The 16257-nt window shown below is 55.0% G+C and carries 10 protein-coding genes and 1 pseudogene; 10 read left to right on the forward strand and 1 reads right to left on the reverse strand.

Going from position 1 to position 16257, the window contains the following annotated elements; translation table 11 throughout:
• The first annotated feature begins 61 nt into the window (after positions 1 to 61).
• The gene (locus U5A58_RS34360; protein WP_321938058.1) at positions 62 to 1246 is read left to right on the forward strand and encodes a porin; all 1185 of its coding nucleotides are present in this window, start codon (positions 62 to 64) and stop codon (positions 1244 to 1246) included.
• A 101-nt stretch (positions 1247 to 1347) separates the two neighbouring features.
• Positions 1348 to 2910 (forward strand): SIS domain-containing protein, encoded by a 1563-nt coding sequence (locus tag U5A58_RS34365; RefSeq protein ID WP_321964721.1) that lies wholly within the window; start codon positions 1348 to 1350, stop codon positions 2908 to 2910.
• 140 nt (positions 2911 to 3050) lie between these two features.
• Here the strand turns inward: U5A58_RS34365 and U5A58_RS34370 are convergent, their stop codons facing one another.
• On the reverse strand, positions 3051 to 4019 hold the full coding sequence (locus U5A58_RS34370) for a helix-turn-helix domain-containing protein (protein WP_321938065.1): 969 nt from the start codon (positions 4017 to 4019) through the stop codon (positions 3051 to 3053).
• 149 nt (positions 4020 to 4168) lie between these two features.
• Here U5A58_RS34370 and U5A58_RS34375 point away from each other — a divergent pair, with 149 nt between their 5' ends.
• The 8 genes and pseudogenes from U5A58_RS34375 to U5A58_RS34405 all read left to right on the forward strand — a co-directional run bounded on the left by U5A58_RS34375 (position 4169) and on the right by U5A58_RS34405 (position 16062).
• Positions 4169 to 5224 (forward strand): carbon-nitrogen hydrolase family protein, encoded by a 1056-nt coding sequence (locus U5A58_RS34375; protein ID WP_321949251.1) that lies wholly within the window; start codon positions 4169 to 4171, stop codon positions 5222 to 5224.
• Between the two features lie 53 nt (positions 5225 to 5277).
• Positions 5278 to 6834 (forward strand): tetratricopeptide repeat protein, encoded by a 1557-nt coding sequence (locus tag U5A58_RS34380; RefSeq protein WP_321938068.1) that lies wholly within the window; start codon positions 5278 to 5280, stop codon positions 6832 to 6834.
• 127 nt (positions 6835 to 6961) lie between these two features.
• A complete protein-coding gene (locus U5A58_RS34385; protein ID WP_321964722.1) occupies positions 6962 to 8089 on the forward strand; it encodes a porin in 1128 nt (375 codons plus the stop codon).
• A 316-nt stretch (positions 8090 to 8405) separates the two neighbouring features.
• Positions 8406 to 8786: a BON domain-containing protein gene (locus tag U5A58_RS34390; protein WP_321949252.1), complete on the forward strand. Its 381-nt coding sequence runs from the start codon at positions 8406 to 8408 to the stop codon at positions 8784 to 8786.
• A gap of 252 nt (positions 8787 to 9038) precedes the next feature.
• On the forward strand, positions 9039 to 9605 hold the full coding sequence (locus U5A58_RS34395; RefSeq protein ID WP_321938074.1) for a DsrE family protein: 567 nt from the start codon (positions 9039 to 9041) through the stop codon (positions 9603 to 9605).
• 1332 nt (positions 9606 to 10937) lie between these two features.
• Complete coding sequence (locus U5A58_RS34400; protein ID WP_321964723.1) at positions 10938 to 13052, forward strand: glycoside hydrolase family 3 C-terminal domain-containing protein; 2115 nt, start codon at positions 10938 to 10940, stop codon at positions 13050 to 13052.
• A gap of 2425 nt (positions 13053 to 15477) precedes the next feature.
• A pseudogene (locus tag U5A58_RS40905) lies at positions 15478 to 15702 on the forward strand (helix-turn-helix domain-containing protein); the annotation flags it as partial.
• The gene (locus U5A58_RS34405) at positions 15703 to 16062 is read left to right on the forward strand and encodes a cupin domain-containing protein (protein ID WP_321915985.1); all 360 of its coding nucleotides are present in this window, start codon (positions 15703 to 15705) and stop codon (positions 16060 to 16062) included.
• Positions 16063 to 16257: the final 195 nt, after the last annotated feature.

The raw sequence follows: 16257 nt of genomic DNA on the forward strand, positions 1-16257 counted from the left end.
ATTCGTAGTACGAATATAAAAGAAAGCAAACCGTCACCACGATCGATAAATGGAGGAGAGAATGAAACGTCTTGTGACTGTCTCGTTGACGATGGGTTTGGCCGCGGCGGCGAATGCGCAAAGCAGCGTCACCCTGTACGGTATTGTCGACAACGGGCTGCAATATGAAACAGGTTTTGCGCACGGCAACCGCGTATCCGCTGAATCGGGAAACTGGGGCGAATCGCGGTTCGGCCTGAAGGGCAAGGAGGACATCGGCGCGGGTACGTCGGTGAACTTCACGCTGGAGTCTCGGCTCAATACGCAGAACGGCTCGGTTGCCAACGGGTCGCTCTTTGAAGGACAAGCAACGGTCGGTATGAGCAATGATGCGTACGGCTCGTTCCGGCTCGGTAACTTCGGTGCGAGCGCGCTGCTCCAGTATGCGGGCGTGCTCGATCCGCAGCAGACGCAAAAATACTCGTTCGGCACGCTGGTGCGCGGGCGCATGTTTCCGCAAACTGCCAACGGCATCGAGTACAAGACGCCAAGCTTTGGCGGCTTCACAGTTCAGGCGCAGTACAACCTGACCAATTCGACCACGTGGAATGCGGGGAATCCCGGGACCGCGCCGGGACAACTGGGTACCTCCACGGGGCTCGGCAGTTCGCAGGGTCGTTCCGACGGCGTGAAGCTGGAATACAACGCACACCAACTCGACTTGCAGGCCATTTACGACGAAATTCGAGATGGCAACGGTAAGTTCAGCAATGTCTATCTTGCATCACGCTCCATCTTTGCTGCCGGCTCGTACATATGGGGTCCTGTTACCGTGTACGCGGGCTATCAGCACCTCAGCGCGCCGGATGCGTCCGATGCGGGATACTTCGGCACGAGCACGCCAACGGCGCTGCCTGCGGGCGTTGGGCTGCCCACTGCCGTCGATAGTGGGTGGGTGGGCGCACAATGGGCCGTTACGCCGGCGACCTACGTGACGGGCGCGATCTATCACGCCAATGCCAACAAGGGCAACGGCAACGCGACGATGTACACGCTCTCAGGGCAGTACCTGCTTTCAAAGCGCACGCGTCTGTATAGCGAAGTCGGTTATTTGCACAACAGTTCGACTTCGAACCTCGGATTGAACGGTGGTCTGTATGGCGCGAACGTGAACAACGATCCCGTCAACGGAAATCCGTCGAGTACCAATCCCAACTACGGGCACGGACAGTTCGGAGTCTTTGCCGGTATTGCGACGCAGTTCTGATTTTTACGTTGCGTGAAGCGCTGCCGCGGAACGAATAAGTTCCGCGGCGAAGAGCTGGTTCGTAGCGCCGGATTGACCCGTCGGCAGTCACGATAGACCCCATGAGCAGCGTCAACGTAGGAGTTGTGGCTATCGGCGATATCAGCGAGGTTTATTTCGATAATGTGGAAAAGCATCCAATCGTGAACGTACTCCGTTGTACAGGAAGTGACCCTACACGGTCCATTGAGAAGGCACGCCGCAACAGGATTACGCGCTCTCATGCGAACGCCAACGAGCTGCTCGCCGACGCCGATATCGACATTGTGCTGAACCTGATCGTACCGCAGGCGCATGATCCGTTGACCTCGGCTGCACTGCGCGCTGGAAAGCGCGTCTACACCAAAAAGCCGCTGGGAATCACCCCAAGGCGGCGATATTGTAGAGGAGGCGAATCAATGCAAGCGGACGCTACGTGGGATGCGCGCTTGACGCCTTTCCCGGGGGGGGCGCAGCTATACAAAAACATCGTCAGCGAAAGACGGACAGGTCTAGGCGCGACCCGATTTGCGGTCAACCGCGGTCCGGAGCCGCTTCATCTGCATCCCGCTCTCATATGTCAGCGTGCGGGGGGATTGTTGCGAAAATGCTATGCCGCCGCGACGACGAGTACGGCATACCGGGCCGTGGAGAGTGCACCGCGAGCCGGGGCGCGTTTCACGGAAGTGCGCCGGGTCTCCTGCCGAAGGTGTTTCCGGACGCCGCGGTTGGACAGTGTGGCGTGTTGTGGAAACGCACGCTTCCGTGATGGTGTCTATGGCGCATCCCCTATGAAAGTCATCGCAACTCCGCCGAGAACGAGAGAACAGTTCCTGAGACGCATAGCGCAAGAATACGACGGGATAAGTGGTCGTCTAAAATTGATCGCCCAGTCCGTCGACCAAAATCGCGAAGAACTCGGCCATATGGGCATACGGATGTTTGCCCAGCACTGCGGTGTCCATCCCTCCGCGGTCGTGCGCTTTGCACACTATTTTGGCTTTTCCGGCTATTCAGATATGCGGGCGCTGTTCCGAGGCACGCACGTTCAGGATGTTTCAGTAGGATCTCAATCCGGGTCTAGTGACAATGAGCCAGACGCTCTGAGCGGGGAGCATTGGCAGTTCGCGGACGCACATCTTGTTCGCAGTATTATGGGTTTGCAGAATCTACGGCGAACGCTGAATCGGCCCGAATTCGCGCGGGCGGTCAATATGCTTGAGCGCGCCGAAATTGTCTGGATTGCCGGCGCAAATCGCGCCTTCCCGGTCGCGGTACATTTGGAACACGCACTTCGGCAAGCCGGCAAGCGCGTTGGGCATCTGGGGGCTTTCGAGAGCCTCACTGTTGATCAAGCGCGAGCTGTCCGGGCTGGCGATCTAGTCGTAGTGATATCAGTAAGCCCATGCGCGCAGGAAATCGCAGAAATCGTGCGATACAGTCTAAAGCAGGACGCAGCGATTATTGCTATTACGGACAGTCGGTTGAGCCCAGTGGGGCGTGCGGCTACCGTATCGCTAATCGTGAGAGATTCCGTAAATTCTGGCTTCGACTTCATAACTGCGGCCACCTCTCTCGTGCAGTGCTTTTGTGCCGTACTCATCTCGAGCTATGTCGAACATCGTCCTGACGTGCTCGCTTTTTGAGGTGACGTGGTTGCCTAATTAAAGCAGGCCGCGACAGGCATCGAGGTGCTTCAGATCAATCGCGCAGTACCATGACTGGCGGAGACAGGAGAGACATTCGAAAAGAATCCTCGTTGCCAATTGAGCAGGAAGCTTCGCAACTATGCTTCGCGTCGCCCTGCTACCGGATGTGGTCGAAGCTCCCGAGGTGTGCATCCAAATCGAGCGCGGAAAGCTCTACTAAAGTGCGCTGGATCATTGAAGCCCCATGAGAATGCAATCTCACTGATACTGCGCCCGGCCAGGCTCGGATCGCAGATATCTCGGTAGGCTGCATCCAGACGCTGCGTCCAAATCCAATCGCCCAGCGAGCACGACTCACGGCCCCAGGTACGATGCAGGGTGCTGGCCGACATTTTCAATTCTGCAGCAATTGACGAGATTGTGAGGGTCGGGTCTCGAAGTCTATTGCGTACAAGGGATTTTACGCGCTCCAGATGGAATAGTCGGAGTTGCGACATCGGTGCCTGTTTGGCTGCAGGAAGTGTAGACAGACCGGCGATCAGAATTTGCCTAACGCTGTCTGCAATTGCGCTCGCGGACTCAGGGGCTAGTGTGTCGATGTCACTCGCCAGAGTATGGATCAAGTTAAGCATTAAATGTCCCGCGCCACGTTGACCATCAATAGTGCTGGCGGTCAGATTGCTTGCGCTGGGAAATTCTGTTCGCAGCAGCCGTCCGGGCAACATGAGTACGTATTGCTGGAAGTCGGCCTCAAAAAACAGGGTATACGGGCGGGTGCTGTCGTAAAGCGCGAAATCTCCCGGAGTGAGAACAGCTTCCCGGCCATCCTGCACTAAACCGCCTCGTCCGTGGGTTTGAATGCTCACGAGAAAATAGTCTTCGCTCGACTGAGAAATCTTTGCGGGCGTGCGATGCACGCGCTGTGCACTTGCCGACACTTTTGTCAGACAAAGAGTGGCCACTTGTGTGCTGGCGACGCTTCCTTCGATGGGCTTCCCTTCCACAACTTCGCATTCGAGTTGTACGAAGGCATCGCAGACGACATCAGACCAATACGCTAAGCGGAGGCGGGGATCGACTTGTGCGGTGGAATGTACACGGAACATGTTCTCATTTAGCGCAAATTGCTCAGATAAAGCAAGTCGGGCGAACGCTGCCGGCGTTGACGGTTTCAGTCAAGAGAGGTGCGACGCCCAGTCAAGCCGCAAGAATATTGCCTTCCTACCATGAAGGCTCCTGACTTGCGAGACACATCATGAGTTTAGCGCATCCAAAATTTCGCGCCGCAGCTATCCAAGCGGCGCCAGTATTTCTTGACCTAAACGCGTCCATCGACAAGGCCGTCGCGTTGATTGCCGAAGCTGCCTCCAAAGGGGCAGATCTCGTGGCGTTCGGAGAGGCCTGGTTGCCTGGCTACCCGTGGTTTATCTGGTTGGATTCTCCGGCGTGGGGCATGCAGTTCATTCAGCGTTACCACGACAATTCGCTGATCTACGATTCTCCCGAGGCGGAGCGTATCGCGCAAGCTGCGAAAAAGCATTCCATCATGGTGGTGATGGGGCACAGCGAGAAGCAAGGTGGGAGTCTGTATCTTGGGCAGTGGATCATTGGCGCTGACGGTCGAACGATTGCACGTCGACGAAAACTCAAGCCAACACACGTTGAGCGTACCGTATATGGCGAGGGTGATGGTACGGACTTGACGGTTTGGGCCACGCCATTGGGTCGTGTTGGCGCACTGTGTTGCTGGGAGCACCTCCAGCCACTGTCCAAATACGCGATGTATGCCCAAGACGAGCAAGTGCATATTGCGGGGTGGCCGAGCTTCTCGCTCTATCGCGGTGCGGCTAATGCTTTGGGCCCGGAGGTGAACGTCTCTGCCTCTCGAATCTATGCGGTCGAAGGGCAGTGTTTCGTCATTGCCCCGTGTTCGGTCGTCAGTAGCGAAATGATTGACACGCTGTGCGGCGATGATCCGACCAAACGTCAATTGCTTCAACAGGGTGGTGGGTTTACTTCCATTTTCGGCCCAGACGGAACCCTGCTGCATGATCCATTGCCTGAGCGCGAGGAGGGAATCGTCTACGCGGAGATTGACCTTGGGTTAATTTCGTTGGCTAAAGCAGCAGCAGACCCTGCCGGACATTACTCACGTCCTGACGTGACGCGCCTAGTGCTGAATCGGACTCCAGGTAGCCGTGTCATCTTTACACAGGAATCACAGTTTGACGCGACTGCGTCCTCATCACCGGAATCGATCGACCAGAGCAAGGCAAACGATTCGTCCGAGGACATTAAAGTTCAAGTTTAACAATAGCGAAGACAAGAACTATAAGTAACCGCGAGATTGATATGGAGAATCGCATGCTGCTGAAGCGGAAGTGTTTGCAAGCTATGCTCGCCGTCATGGCATTGGGCGCGGCGCAATCGGTATTTGCACAAAATTCTGTCGCAAATGATGGTGGCATCGGGGATGTCCACTTTAGAGTGGAGTGTAATAGTGCTGCGCAAAATGACTTCAATGTAGCAATGGCTTACTACTATTCCTATGATTGGAGCAAAATAAATTCGGCTGTTAATCGCATTCTTCAGGATGACCCTAAATGCGGAATGGCGTACTGGGTGCGCGCAATGGCGGCACTAAACAACCCATTCGGTTGGCCTGCGAGTCTGCCAGCCAGTGCCATGAAAGATGGACCTTCTGCGCTAAACGAGGCCCGAAAGACGGGGCTTAAATCCCAGCGTGAGCGCGATTATGTCGATGCTCTCTCAGTATTCTTCAATAATGGAGACAAAGTCGACCGGCATGTGCGCGCACTGGCCCTTGAGTCGGCCTTTGAAAAACTGGCAAGCAAATATCCAGAGGACTCCGAGGCATCCGTTCTTTACGCGATGATACTGTCCGCAAATTCCGATCCTGCGGATAAGCAATACGTTCGGGAGCTAAAGGCAGCTTCGATTCTCGAGTCCGTTCGAGCTAAGCAGCCATATCATCCGGGAGTGCTTCATTATCTGATCCATAGCTACGACTATCCGTCACTCGCAGAGCGTGGATTGACCGCCGCGAGGCTCTACGCAAAGATCGCGCCTGATGCGCCGCATGCTTTGCATATGCCGTCGCATATCTTTACGCGGTTGGGCCTCTGGGATGAGTCGATTGCGTCGAATCGTGCCGCATATGCGGCCGCAAGAAGTGGGACTTTACAGGCATTCCACTTTTCCGACTTTATGGCGTACGCATATCTTCAATTGGGAAAGGTTGATGCTGCGCGTGAAGTACTTGCACAAATGCGTGCAAGACCAATTGTCGACGATCTAGGTGCGGCTTACCCTTATGCTGCCGTCCCTGCCCGTATCGCAATCGCGACTGATTCGTGGAAGGACGCAGCGAACCTCCCGCTTGATCCGGCTGCCGATGCGTATCCTTGGAAGAAATATCCAGAAGCGGAGGCAGAGAACGCCTTTGCACGTGGTATTGGTGCAGCGATGAGTGGTGATCCAACTAAGGCTCGCGTAGAAGTGGCACGAATGATTTCGCTTCGTGACTCAGCCACCGCAATGAATTTGCCTTACTGGGCAGAGCAGATCGATATTCAAGCCGAAGTCGTACGTGGCCTTGCTATCTTCGCAGATGGAAAGCATAACGAAGGAATAATGGTACTAGAAGATGCGGCGGATCGCCAAGGCGCAACCGACAAAAGCGCGGTAACTGCAGGAGAGATCGTTTCCGCTCGGGAAATGCTAGCTACCTTGCTGATGAATTCTGGAAAACCGGCCGATGCACTAGCGGAGTTTGAGACGGTTCTGGAGCATGAGCCGAATCTTCGTCGTGCGGTTCTTGGGGCGGCTCGGAGTGCTGAGTTAGCCGGTAATACTACGAAGGCAGAAAAGTATTCCGATATGCTGGCGAGCTTAAGATAACCTGAAGATCGGAGACCGTAAAAAAAGAATTACATTTTAATAATTAGATATCCGAATTATCGACCACGTACATATAGATTTAAATGCGGCGGTCGATTATTTATATAAAACGACTTGGAGAACTGGTATGTCAGCGTCAAAAATCTTTGCGGCAAACGTCACTTTAGTTGCGGCCATTGTGGCATGGTCGGGTATTGCAGAGGCGCAGAGCAGCGTGACGCTATCGGGAGTTATTGATACTGGCATAATGTATTCTAACAATAATGGCGGTCACGCGAGTTGGTCAACAATCAACGGTCTTCTTACTCCTACTCGGTGGATTCTGTCGGGCACAGAAGATTTGGGCGGAGGGACGAGGGCAGTTTTTCGTTTGATTAATCCATTCAGCGTACAGAATGGCCGTAACACAGGGCGCGCGTTTAACGTTGCCTATGTCGGATTGAGCAATACCCGCTATGGTACCCTGTCGTTAGGTCGTCAGTATGATACAACTCTCGATTTGCTCTATATATATGCAGTTAGCAACACATGGGCACATGTTGGAGATTCTGATAATACGAACGGATCGTTTAAAGTCAGTAACGCAGTCAAGTATTTGAGTCCGAATTGGGCCGGATTGCAATTGGGAGCTACATATGGATTCAGCAATGAAGCAGGCCAATTCAAAAATAACCGGCAAATGTCCACTGGCGCGACATATGCCTATGGGCCGTTTTCGGCTTCGTTGGGAGTTGAACAGCTCGATCATCCCGATTCCCAACCGGCGGGCGCGGTCGGAACAGCAGGAGGTGGGACGGCTGATGACTATGGCACTCTCATGTTTGCACAGAGCGTCGTTAATCATGCGAGCGTCGCGCGGCAGAGGATTTGGCTGGCCGGTACATCGTATCGCATTGGCCATGTAACTATTGATGGTTTGTATTCAAAAGTGCAATATAAATATCTCGACGGATCGGGGCTTACCCTCGATAACTACTTAGCCTATCTCCAGTGGCAAATTGCCCCTTATTTGAGCACGCAGTTAGCATACATTCATACGAATGGTACTTATTCCGGAGTTCCATCGAACATTCGCAATCCTGGCTGGGACCAAATTAATATTGGCGGCCAATATCTACTCTCGAAGAGAACGTTTATTTATGCCATTGCGGTCGGGCAAAAAGGTCGAAACGCCAATGCTCAGATCTTAAATCTCTCACCTTCAAGTACCCGCAGACAGCTTGCGGTTGTGCTGGGAGTCCAGCACCAGTTCTAATTTTTTATCTTTGTTTGGACACTTCTAGACAAGGAGAACGACGATGACAAGCTGACAAGTCGTCTACCAGTACGCATAAGGCGTGAATCTGTCCGGAAAATTGTCGATAACACTCTGGGAGCGAGACAGCGGCTTTCATAGGTTTGAGTTAATGCTGCTGCTTTGAATGTAAAGTATAGCGACAGAATGCTGATGGGTGGTCGTTGGTTTGATGCAACCAATTTCGAACCATTTTGGATGACGGTGGTTCGGTGTGCGCCGACTTCAATATTGGAACGATAGTTAGCCATTTGCAATTTATTAGGAGCATGGTTAGATGAAACATAGTCTTCGAATTGTGAGTTACGTTATCTTTTCTTTGATTTCGTCTGGCGTATACGCACAGTCACAATCGACCGCTCCAGCCGCAGGCGCGCATAGTTCGACGCTTGTTGCGCCAACATCGCGTGCCTCACGGAAAGCTGAAAAAGCAGCAAACCGGCAGTTTTCAAGAAAAGTGCTTCAGGCGCTCAATAGAGAAAAAGGATTGACCGGTTCAGACATCTCCGTCTTCGGCAATGCTGCAACCGGGGAAGTGACCCTTGCTGGTTTCATTCGTGAACGACACCAAGATGACTTGGCAAAAATGGTTGCAGAAAAGGTGCCGGGAGTGACGTCTGTAACCAGCAAACTTGTGATGCGGGAGAATGTTCATTGAACAGTGCAGCGTGACTAGATCGGAACGGCTAATTCGTTGCGTCGTTCCTACTACATCTGGAAACATATTCTCCTTTATGTAGTTGGTATTCCATAAGGTAAACACGGTGCGTCGTGGGCAGTGCGACGACCGCCGTTCACGCACGCGCAGCGTGATGGCTGTACTCGATAAAATTGCTTGTACACGCGATTTACGTCGCAGGACTATGCTCGTCGATCCGCAGTTGTTCACACTTAACACTATGGAGATGCAATGAAGATCGTCAAGCCAGTCGCGGTCGCCGCGCTGATCTGCGCCGCCGGCGTCTCGCTTGCTGCCCGCGCGCAGCAGAGCGAACGGGAGGGCTTCTGGACCACGCCGGTGATTCAGGGCTATGGCCGGATCCACTTCCTGCCCAATGCGGGGTTCAGGCCACAGGCGGACCATACGTACCAGATCGTCTTCGCGTTGACGAAGGGAGGGATGAAGCCGGCCGAGGTGAATCCCGCGTTGGATCGCGTCGCGCGCACCGTGAACTTGTACGTTGCAGCCGGCGTCCCGCTTTCGCGCTTGAAGTTCGTCGCGATCGTTTACGGCCCCGCGACGCCGCTTGCGCTTGACGATGCGCACTACCGTACGGCATACGGCGTGCCGAACCCCAACCTACCGCTGATCGCCGAACTGAAGAAGGCTGGGGTGACGGTCGCCGTGTGTGCGCAGGCGGTGGCCGAGCAGCACTTCGGCTACGACGCGATCACGCCAGATGTGACGCTCGCGCTGTCCGGCTTGACGACGGTGACGACGCTCGAATCCCAAGGCTACGTGCTGATGCCGCTTTGAACGTCCAATTGGGAGTGTTCATTGGGCATTCATTCGACAACACGGCAGTCGCATGCGGCGTAGGCGCGGTTCGCATTGACCGCGTTGCGTCGATACGGGGGATGCCGAAAGCCGGAACGACAACCATGGGAGGTTGCGTCGTGTCCAGGGGCGTCGCTGATTGCTTTTGACTCGACGTAGTAGTGCGGTCAGTGACATGTCACTCAAGACCTTGCTTGGGGATGAGGGGGCCGGCGTTTCATGGTGCTTCTGATCTTCGACCAGTGACGAACGAGGCCCATAGTGGCTCTTCCATTTCAGGCGCAGAGTGCACCATGAAAATTGGAGATCATGCGTGTCGCACAAATTTTCCGCAGTAAGTAAGTAGGAGTAACACTTCAGGCCATGACGAATTCAGTCAAGAGCGGCGCGACACACAGTCAAGCCGCAAGAAATTCGGCTGTTTACGATGCGATCTCACTCCTTGCAACTGAGGTGCGAAATAAGCGGAATGCATCGAGCATCCCGAGTCACAAACAAGGACGTCGTGCTGATCGCCGCTGTGGTTCCAATAGCGCGAAGCTTGTGGCCTTCGGTAGGGCGCGGCTTCCTGGCTATCTGATATTCGGCTGAGACTTCACAGTGTTGATGTATCTGTTACTACACGAGGTTAATTATGTAATTCCGTATCCATATTACATCTGACGAAAGGAATTGAAGATTTGGTGCTATCGCTGCGTCGTTTTGAACTACGGAGCATTTATGGAATTACCGTAAAGTCGTTAAGATCGCGGCCAACTTGGCCCTAGCTGGAATCGTCGGTGAGTCGTGTACGCCATACAAGTATGGAATCGCGCAGATGGAATAGGTCCGCACGAACGGTTCCTGTTCGCACGCATCCTAAAGGATTCGTAACCGGGGTTGGGATTGGCTCGAAGTATGTCCTACCGAAGCGAGACTCGCTTTACGCGGTCGCAATAGGGCAGTAGGGGCGCAATGCGAATGCTGAAATCGTTGACTTCGGGCAGTCGAGCATATGCAGGCACCTTGCGGGGGGGATATGGGTGCTCAGCATCGATACTGTGCAGGTTTCTTGTTGGGCCGTCCCTCGGGATGTCTGCGAGCGTTGCGAAAGGATCGCGTGACGTACGTAACCGTCTTCGACCGACTTCCAGAGAAAATAGGTTGTTTTGAGAGCGGAGAATTGACTTGAATATAGTGCTGCGGCATACAGCGATAGCGGGGATTTGCCCTTTTGTAGTATTCCTTGCATCGTGCGCATCGGGATCTCATTCCGAGCCAACTTCAACCAACGCCGATGTCGACGCGCGAGTATCTGCACTCGTTTCACAGATGACGCTTGATGAAAAGGTTCAGCTTGTTCACGGCAACGGCGTACCGGCCCAACGCATCGGCGGTCCCTTTCCGTTAGGCGTTAATGGGGAGAGCTATATTCCCGGAATCCCGAGATTGGGCATTCCACCGATTGAGAGTGCTGATGGCCCCGCTGGAGTGACGGTTAAACAGACAAACGCGACCGCACTTCCGGCACCGGTGGCGCTCGCTGCGAGTTGGGATCCAAAGGTCGCTGCCCTTTATGGCGGCCGTATCGCGATCGAACTCCGGACGCTTGGCTTCGCAGAATCTCTCTCTGGTGGCATTAATCTTACGCGCGAACCACGCAATGGCAGAACATTCGAATATATGGGCGAGGATCCTTTGCTATCCGGGAGAATGGTCGCCTCGCTAACGAAGGGTATCCAGTCGCACAAAGTCATCGGCACGATCAAGCACTATGCGTTGAACGACCAAGAAACGAATCGCATAAAAAGCAACTCAGTTGTCGATGAGCGCACGATGCGCGAGACGGAGCTGCTTGCCTTCGAGATCGCAGTGAAGGAGGGTACGCCGGGCAACGTGATGTGCTCGTACAATCTCGTGAATGGTACATACGCGTGCGAAAATCCGTACCTGCTCACCACGGTCTTGAAAAAGGAGTGGGGCTTCGTGGGTGTCGTTCAGTCCGATTGGGGTGCGACGCATAGCACGGTTAATGCTGCCAATGCCGGGCTCGATGAGGAGGAGCCCGGCGAGGTGGGCGGCGAAGCAGAGAAGGAGATTCCCGCTTTTATTCCGCATTTCGGTTCGAAGCTAAAGGAGGCGGTTGCTGCGGGCACCGTGCCGATGTCGCGCCTGAATGACATGGTTCAGCGAAAACTGCACGTGCTGATCAGTACCGGAATTATGGATGATCCACCCAAACGGGGGGGCGTCATCGATCGATCCGCCGGCAACAACGACGCGTTGTCAATCGCACAACAATCGTTCGTTCTTCTGAAGAACGTCGAACCGTCGAGCGGTCAGCAGGCAGTCCTTCCCCTCGTTTCGAATAAGATTTCGTCGGTTGTAGTTATTGGTGGACACGCGGACGCGGGTGTACTTTCCGGTGGTGGCTCGGCCACGGTTCCTGCGGAAAATGGTAACGCGGTTGCAAATTGCCAGTACTACGTGAACACTGCCATGGGTGGGTGCGCAACCTGGTACAAGTCGTCGCCGCTCGCCGCGATCAAGGCGAAGGCGCCTAATGCAGCGATCACGTACTATAGCGGAACGGATGCGAGCGCCGCCGCCACCGCAGCCGCAAACGCTGATGTTGCGATCGTCTTCGCTACGCAATGGGAGGCCGAGGCTCGCGATCTTGGGAGCCTTTCGTTACCGGATACGAGGTCGACTCCTATCAGTGCGGAATACGATCAAAACGCGCTAATCTCGGCCGTCGCGGCGAAAGCTAAACGTGTGATCGTTGTATTGGAGAATGGCAGCCCGGTGCTAATGCCGTGGCTCGACAACGTTCAAGGTGTGCTCGAGGCTTGGTATCCGGGCGTGCAGGGAGGTCAAGCTATTGCTGACGTGCTGTTCGGCGACGTCAACCCGTCTGGAAAATTGCCGATGACGTTCCCGCAGCGCGATGCCGACCTTCCACAGCGTTCGGTTAGCCACACGGACCTGAACGTCAACTATGACGAAGGTCTATTGATGGGGTATCGCTGGTACGACGCCAAAGGAATCAAGCCGTTGTTCCCGTTCGGCTTCGGGCTCTCATATACTACTTTCGCATACTCTGCCATTACAGTCCGATCAGATGGCTCGAGCAATGTCAGCGTGCATTTCACGGTGAAGAACACTGGCACGCTTGCGGGAGCGGAAGTAGCGCAGGTCTATGCGATGTTGCCCACTGGCATCGGGGAGCCGCCGCAGCGCCTGGTTGGATGGGCAAAGGTCGCCCTCGCACCGGGGCAAGCCCGCCAAATCAGCGTGTCTATTCCTGCCGAGCGACTTGCAACGTGGAATACCGGCAAACATGCGTGGCAAATCAATCCAGGCGAGTACGTGCTCAGGGTGGGGGGCTCGTCTCGTGACTCGTCGGCATTGATGCAAGACATTGTGCTGGATTCCGGACGGCTCTAGTCACATACCCTTGCTGAACGTCGGGTGTCATCCGCTCTTCGAGGTATGACACCCCACGATCGCGGTGGAAATTGCATTCTGAGGCCTATGTGGTGCCCAAACCGGCGTACAGCGGGGATCTGATCGGCGACGACACGTGTGGGTGAGAGTGGCGCCGGCGAGTGGACTGTTGGCACGAGTGAAATGACCTCAGCGAAACTGGAGGGCGCGCATCACGCCGTTCAATTTCCCGTGAATGGTTTGGTGACCCGCTGTATCTGCCCGGTGCAGAGATCTTGGCCGGGGTCCGATGGGCGCGTTGGGCAGTTGACGTCACTACTGTCAGGCTGACCGTCGGCAGATGTGTGTTAGCGATGCTGCCATCGATCGTCCGCTGGTCGGCAGGGGCTCACATTCCAATTGCACAAACGTACTGCAGACAGTCTCCGACCAATGCGTTAGGTGGAGAAGTGGGTCGATTTGAGCGGTGGAGTTTGTGCAAAACATAAGCTCGTCAGACATTAGCGCTGCAACCGCGGCGGTTCCTACAGGGAAGACAAGCGTAGTCAGAAATAGTGCGGTGTACAGTCAAGCCGGAGCGAGACCTTCTCCCTGCTATGGGAACTCACTACTCACTACTTGCTATGAGGATAGGAATGAGCGTAACGCATCCAAAATTCCGCGTCGCGGCTATTCAGGCGGAACCCGTGTTCTTGGACCTTGACGCGTCAATCGACACGGCGGTCTCGCTGATCGCCCCGTGCTCAACCAGCTCATACTGCGGTTTGGCAACGTGCGGTGTGAGCTGCTGTGGCGAGGCAAGTGGGTCAAGCATCCGGATTGCGGCCTCCGGGAGACTCGGCGTCGAGGCGCGCGGCGACTCCCGCTGCAGCAAGGGCTCACTGTAAGACATCTCATCGAACCAATGCGTGAACCCGCGACCCCGGCCCGACTATGGGTTGCTTGACGGGACGGTTCAGCGCGGCCACATGAATGGTGTGATCGAAGCACGAAGATGGCTGGTTCGGTCGCACCTGGCGGATGCTTGATCTCTCACACCGGCGCGTCCACTGCCTCAGGCGAAAAATCCATCGGATCAGTTTCGCCGGTACCTACGCTGTCAACCAACTGAAGTTCACGCGGTCGGAGGCGTTGAGCGCACTGTTGTGGGGAGCGGCAGCGATGGCCTTGTCCATTCCGATGTTCGGATTGATTGCGGACAGGGTTGGAGCTCGTCGGCTGTACTACTTCGGCGGCACGCTGCTGGCAGTAATGGCAGTGCCGTTGTTCAAGGCCATAGGTAGTGGCTCGTACTCCGTCTACGTCGCGGCCACCATTCTTGCGTTAGCGCTGAATTACGCGATCGTCTTCGCACCGCAATCGAATCTGTACGCTGCACAGTTTCCCGCAGAGCTGCGCTATTCTGGTATGTCGATGGGTGTCCAGTTCGCGTCGGCACTAGGCGGGGGACTTGCGCCGATTGTCGCCGCAACCCTCGTGGCGAAGTCTGCGAGTATCGTGCAGTCGGGGTGTATGTGGCCGTGCTGGACAGAGCGCCGCTGTGTCTGCCGGTACCCCGTGGGAAGTTCAAAACCCCCGTGGCTCGGCCCGCCCACCAACTCCTTCCAAGTCCCAAGAGTGATGTGCCCGCTTCGAGCGCCAGTCGCCTAGACTGAGCCGCGGTCCTGACCACCGAACCGATAGTGCAGTCAGCGTCTGCAAATTCGGCTTTCCATCACGGCTTGCGGATTGAACCATCGCGCGTTTGCCGTCATCCAGTTGCTAGTCCGCAAAGGGTAGTCAGCAGGTGTCTGATTGGAAAGGGAATTTATACAAGGCGGCAAGGCAGACCTGCGCCAGGCCCAGGTGCGTCTGATCGGGAAAATGCACGAACGTCTATGACACCCCTTTCGGCAGGCTGTAGCACATCCTCACCGCTTATCGTACAAGCACCGCCATTCTTTCGAAAGCTCACCGGATCGCTCTAACGTGGAGCCTCTCTGGGGCAGGCAGTGTTGTACCTTCGCCTCCGCGTAGTAGCATCGCTATCTGGCGCAAGCCGTCTCGCTCAACTTTGCAGAGGTCGCTTACAATCCTACTGGACGCCGTTCCCGGGTTGGCGGCGGTTTCGCCAAGAGACCTCGGAGTTGGCCGCAATCATGCTAAGCGGGTAGGTCTCCCATCGATGGCGGCGGTCAAAGCCAGCGATTGGGTGATTGGCCGAGCAACGGCCAATCTCGGATGTCGAAAATTGAGCGAGCCCGATTGCGCCTGCAAGAGCTGCTGTGGTGCTGACGGACGGTAGAGAACGTGCGGCCATCTTCCGCGGAGTCCGGCATGGAGCATGGCGTTCGCGTTGTGCGTGTACATGGCATACTCGATAGCTCGCGCATATTCGGTCAACGTAGTGGCGAAACTCTGAATGCTTTGAGGAGGCGGGGCGGATTTGACTATCAGATCAACGGCAATCCATCAACAGGATGCGTCATTCACCATTGGCCCCCGACTTAGGGCGGCGCGACTGGCGCAAGGTCTCACGCTTCAACAGGTCGCGGATGCTGCCAACGTAACAAAGGGGTACTTGTCGCGTCTCGAAAGAGACGACATCTCACCAACTGTCGGAACTCTCGTAAATCTGTGTAAGACCCTCGGTGTGGACCCGGGGGCCCTGTTGACCATCGAGCAGGTGGAGGTCGTCTCGTTTGGAAGCGTCATTGTGGGTTCAAACGAGGCACAAGGGATTAGGCATAGTTTGTTGAGCCCGGCTAGCAACAAGCTACTGTCGCTCACCCATACCACAATGGAACCCGGTGCAAGCGCTGGCGAAGAACTGTACCCAATGTTCTGCGAGTCGCAAACGGCGTATGTTCTGAAAGGCAAAATCCGTATCCAGTTTTCGAACAAGGTTGTTGATTTAAATGCTGGAGATGCAATAACCTTTCCTGGACGTGAACCTCACACCTACCACAATTTGGAAAAATCCAAATCTGCTGAATTGATTTGGGTCATGGTGCCGTCGGTTGGACGGTAAAAATTTTTGGCATGTTGCGGCGGGCATTTGCAAGAAGCACGCCTACCGACCTGCACAGCGCGTCTTCTCACCTTGACAGATCAAGTGAATGATGATGTCCATTTAGACGACGGTTAGCCGACAGGACGGTCTGTTCGCGCCGCTTCTTTTGAATATCACGTCAATAAACGGCGTCGAACGCGTCATTTACACACG

Origin of the sequence: Paraburkholderia sp. J7 (assembly GCF_905220155.1) — a bacterium.
Classification (GTDB): Bacteria; Pseudomonadota; Gammaproteobacteria; order Burkholderiales; family Burkholderiaceae; genus Paraburkholderia.

Excerpts from the sequence above, each read along its gene's own strand:
- U5A58_RS34360 (WP_321938058.1), top strand. The coding sequence starts at position 62 with ATGAAACGTCTTGTGACTGTCTCGTTGACGATGGGTTTGGCCGCGGCG.
- U5A58_RS34365 (WP_321964721.1), top strand. The coding sequence starts at position 1,348 with ATGAGCAGCGTCAACGTAGGAGTTGTGGCTATCGGCGATATCAGCGAG.
- U5A58_RS34370 (WP_321938065.1), bottom strand. The coding sequence starts at position 4,019 with ATGTTCCGTGTACATTCCACCGCACAAGTCGATCCCCGCCTCCGCTTA.
- U5A58_RS34375 (WP_321949251.1), top strand. The coding sequence starts at position 4,169 with ATGAGTTTAGCGCATCCAAAATTTCGCGCCGCAGCTATCCAAGCGGCG.
- U5A58_RS34380 (WP_321938068.1), top strand. The coding sequence starts at position 5,278 with ATGCTGCTGAAGCGGAAGTGTTTGCAAGCTATGCTCGCCGTCATGGCA.
- U5A58_RS34385 (WP_321964722.1), top strand. The coding sequence starts at position 6,962 with ATGTCAGCGTCAAAAATCTTTGCGGCAAACGTCACTTTAGTTGCGGCC.
- U5A58_RS34390 (WP_321949252.1), top strand. The coding sequence starts at position 8,406 with ATGAAACATAGTCTTCGAATTGTGAGTTACGTTATCTTTTCTTTGATT.
- U5A58_RS34395 (WP_321938074.1), top strand. The coding sequence starts at position 9,039 with ATGAAGATCGTCAAGCCAGTCGCGGTCGCCGCGCTGATCTGCGCCGCC.
- U5A58_RS34400 (WP_321964723.1), top strand. The coding sequence starts at position 10,938 with ATGACGCTTGATGAAAAGGTTCAGCTTGTTCACGGCAACGGCGTACCG.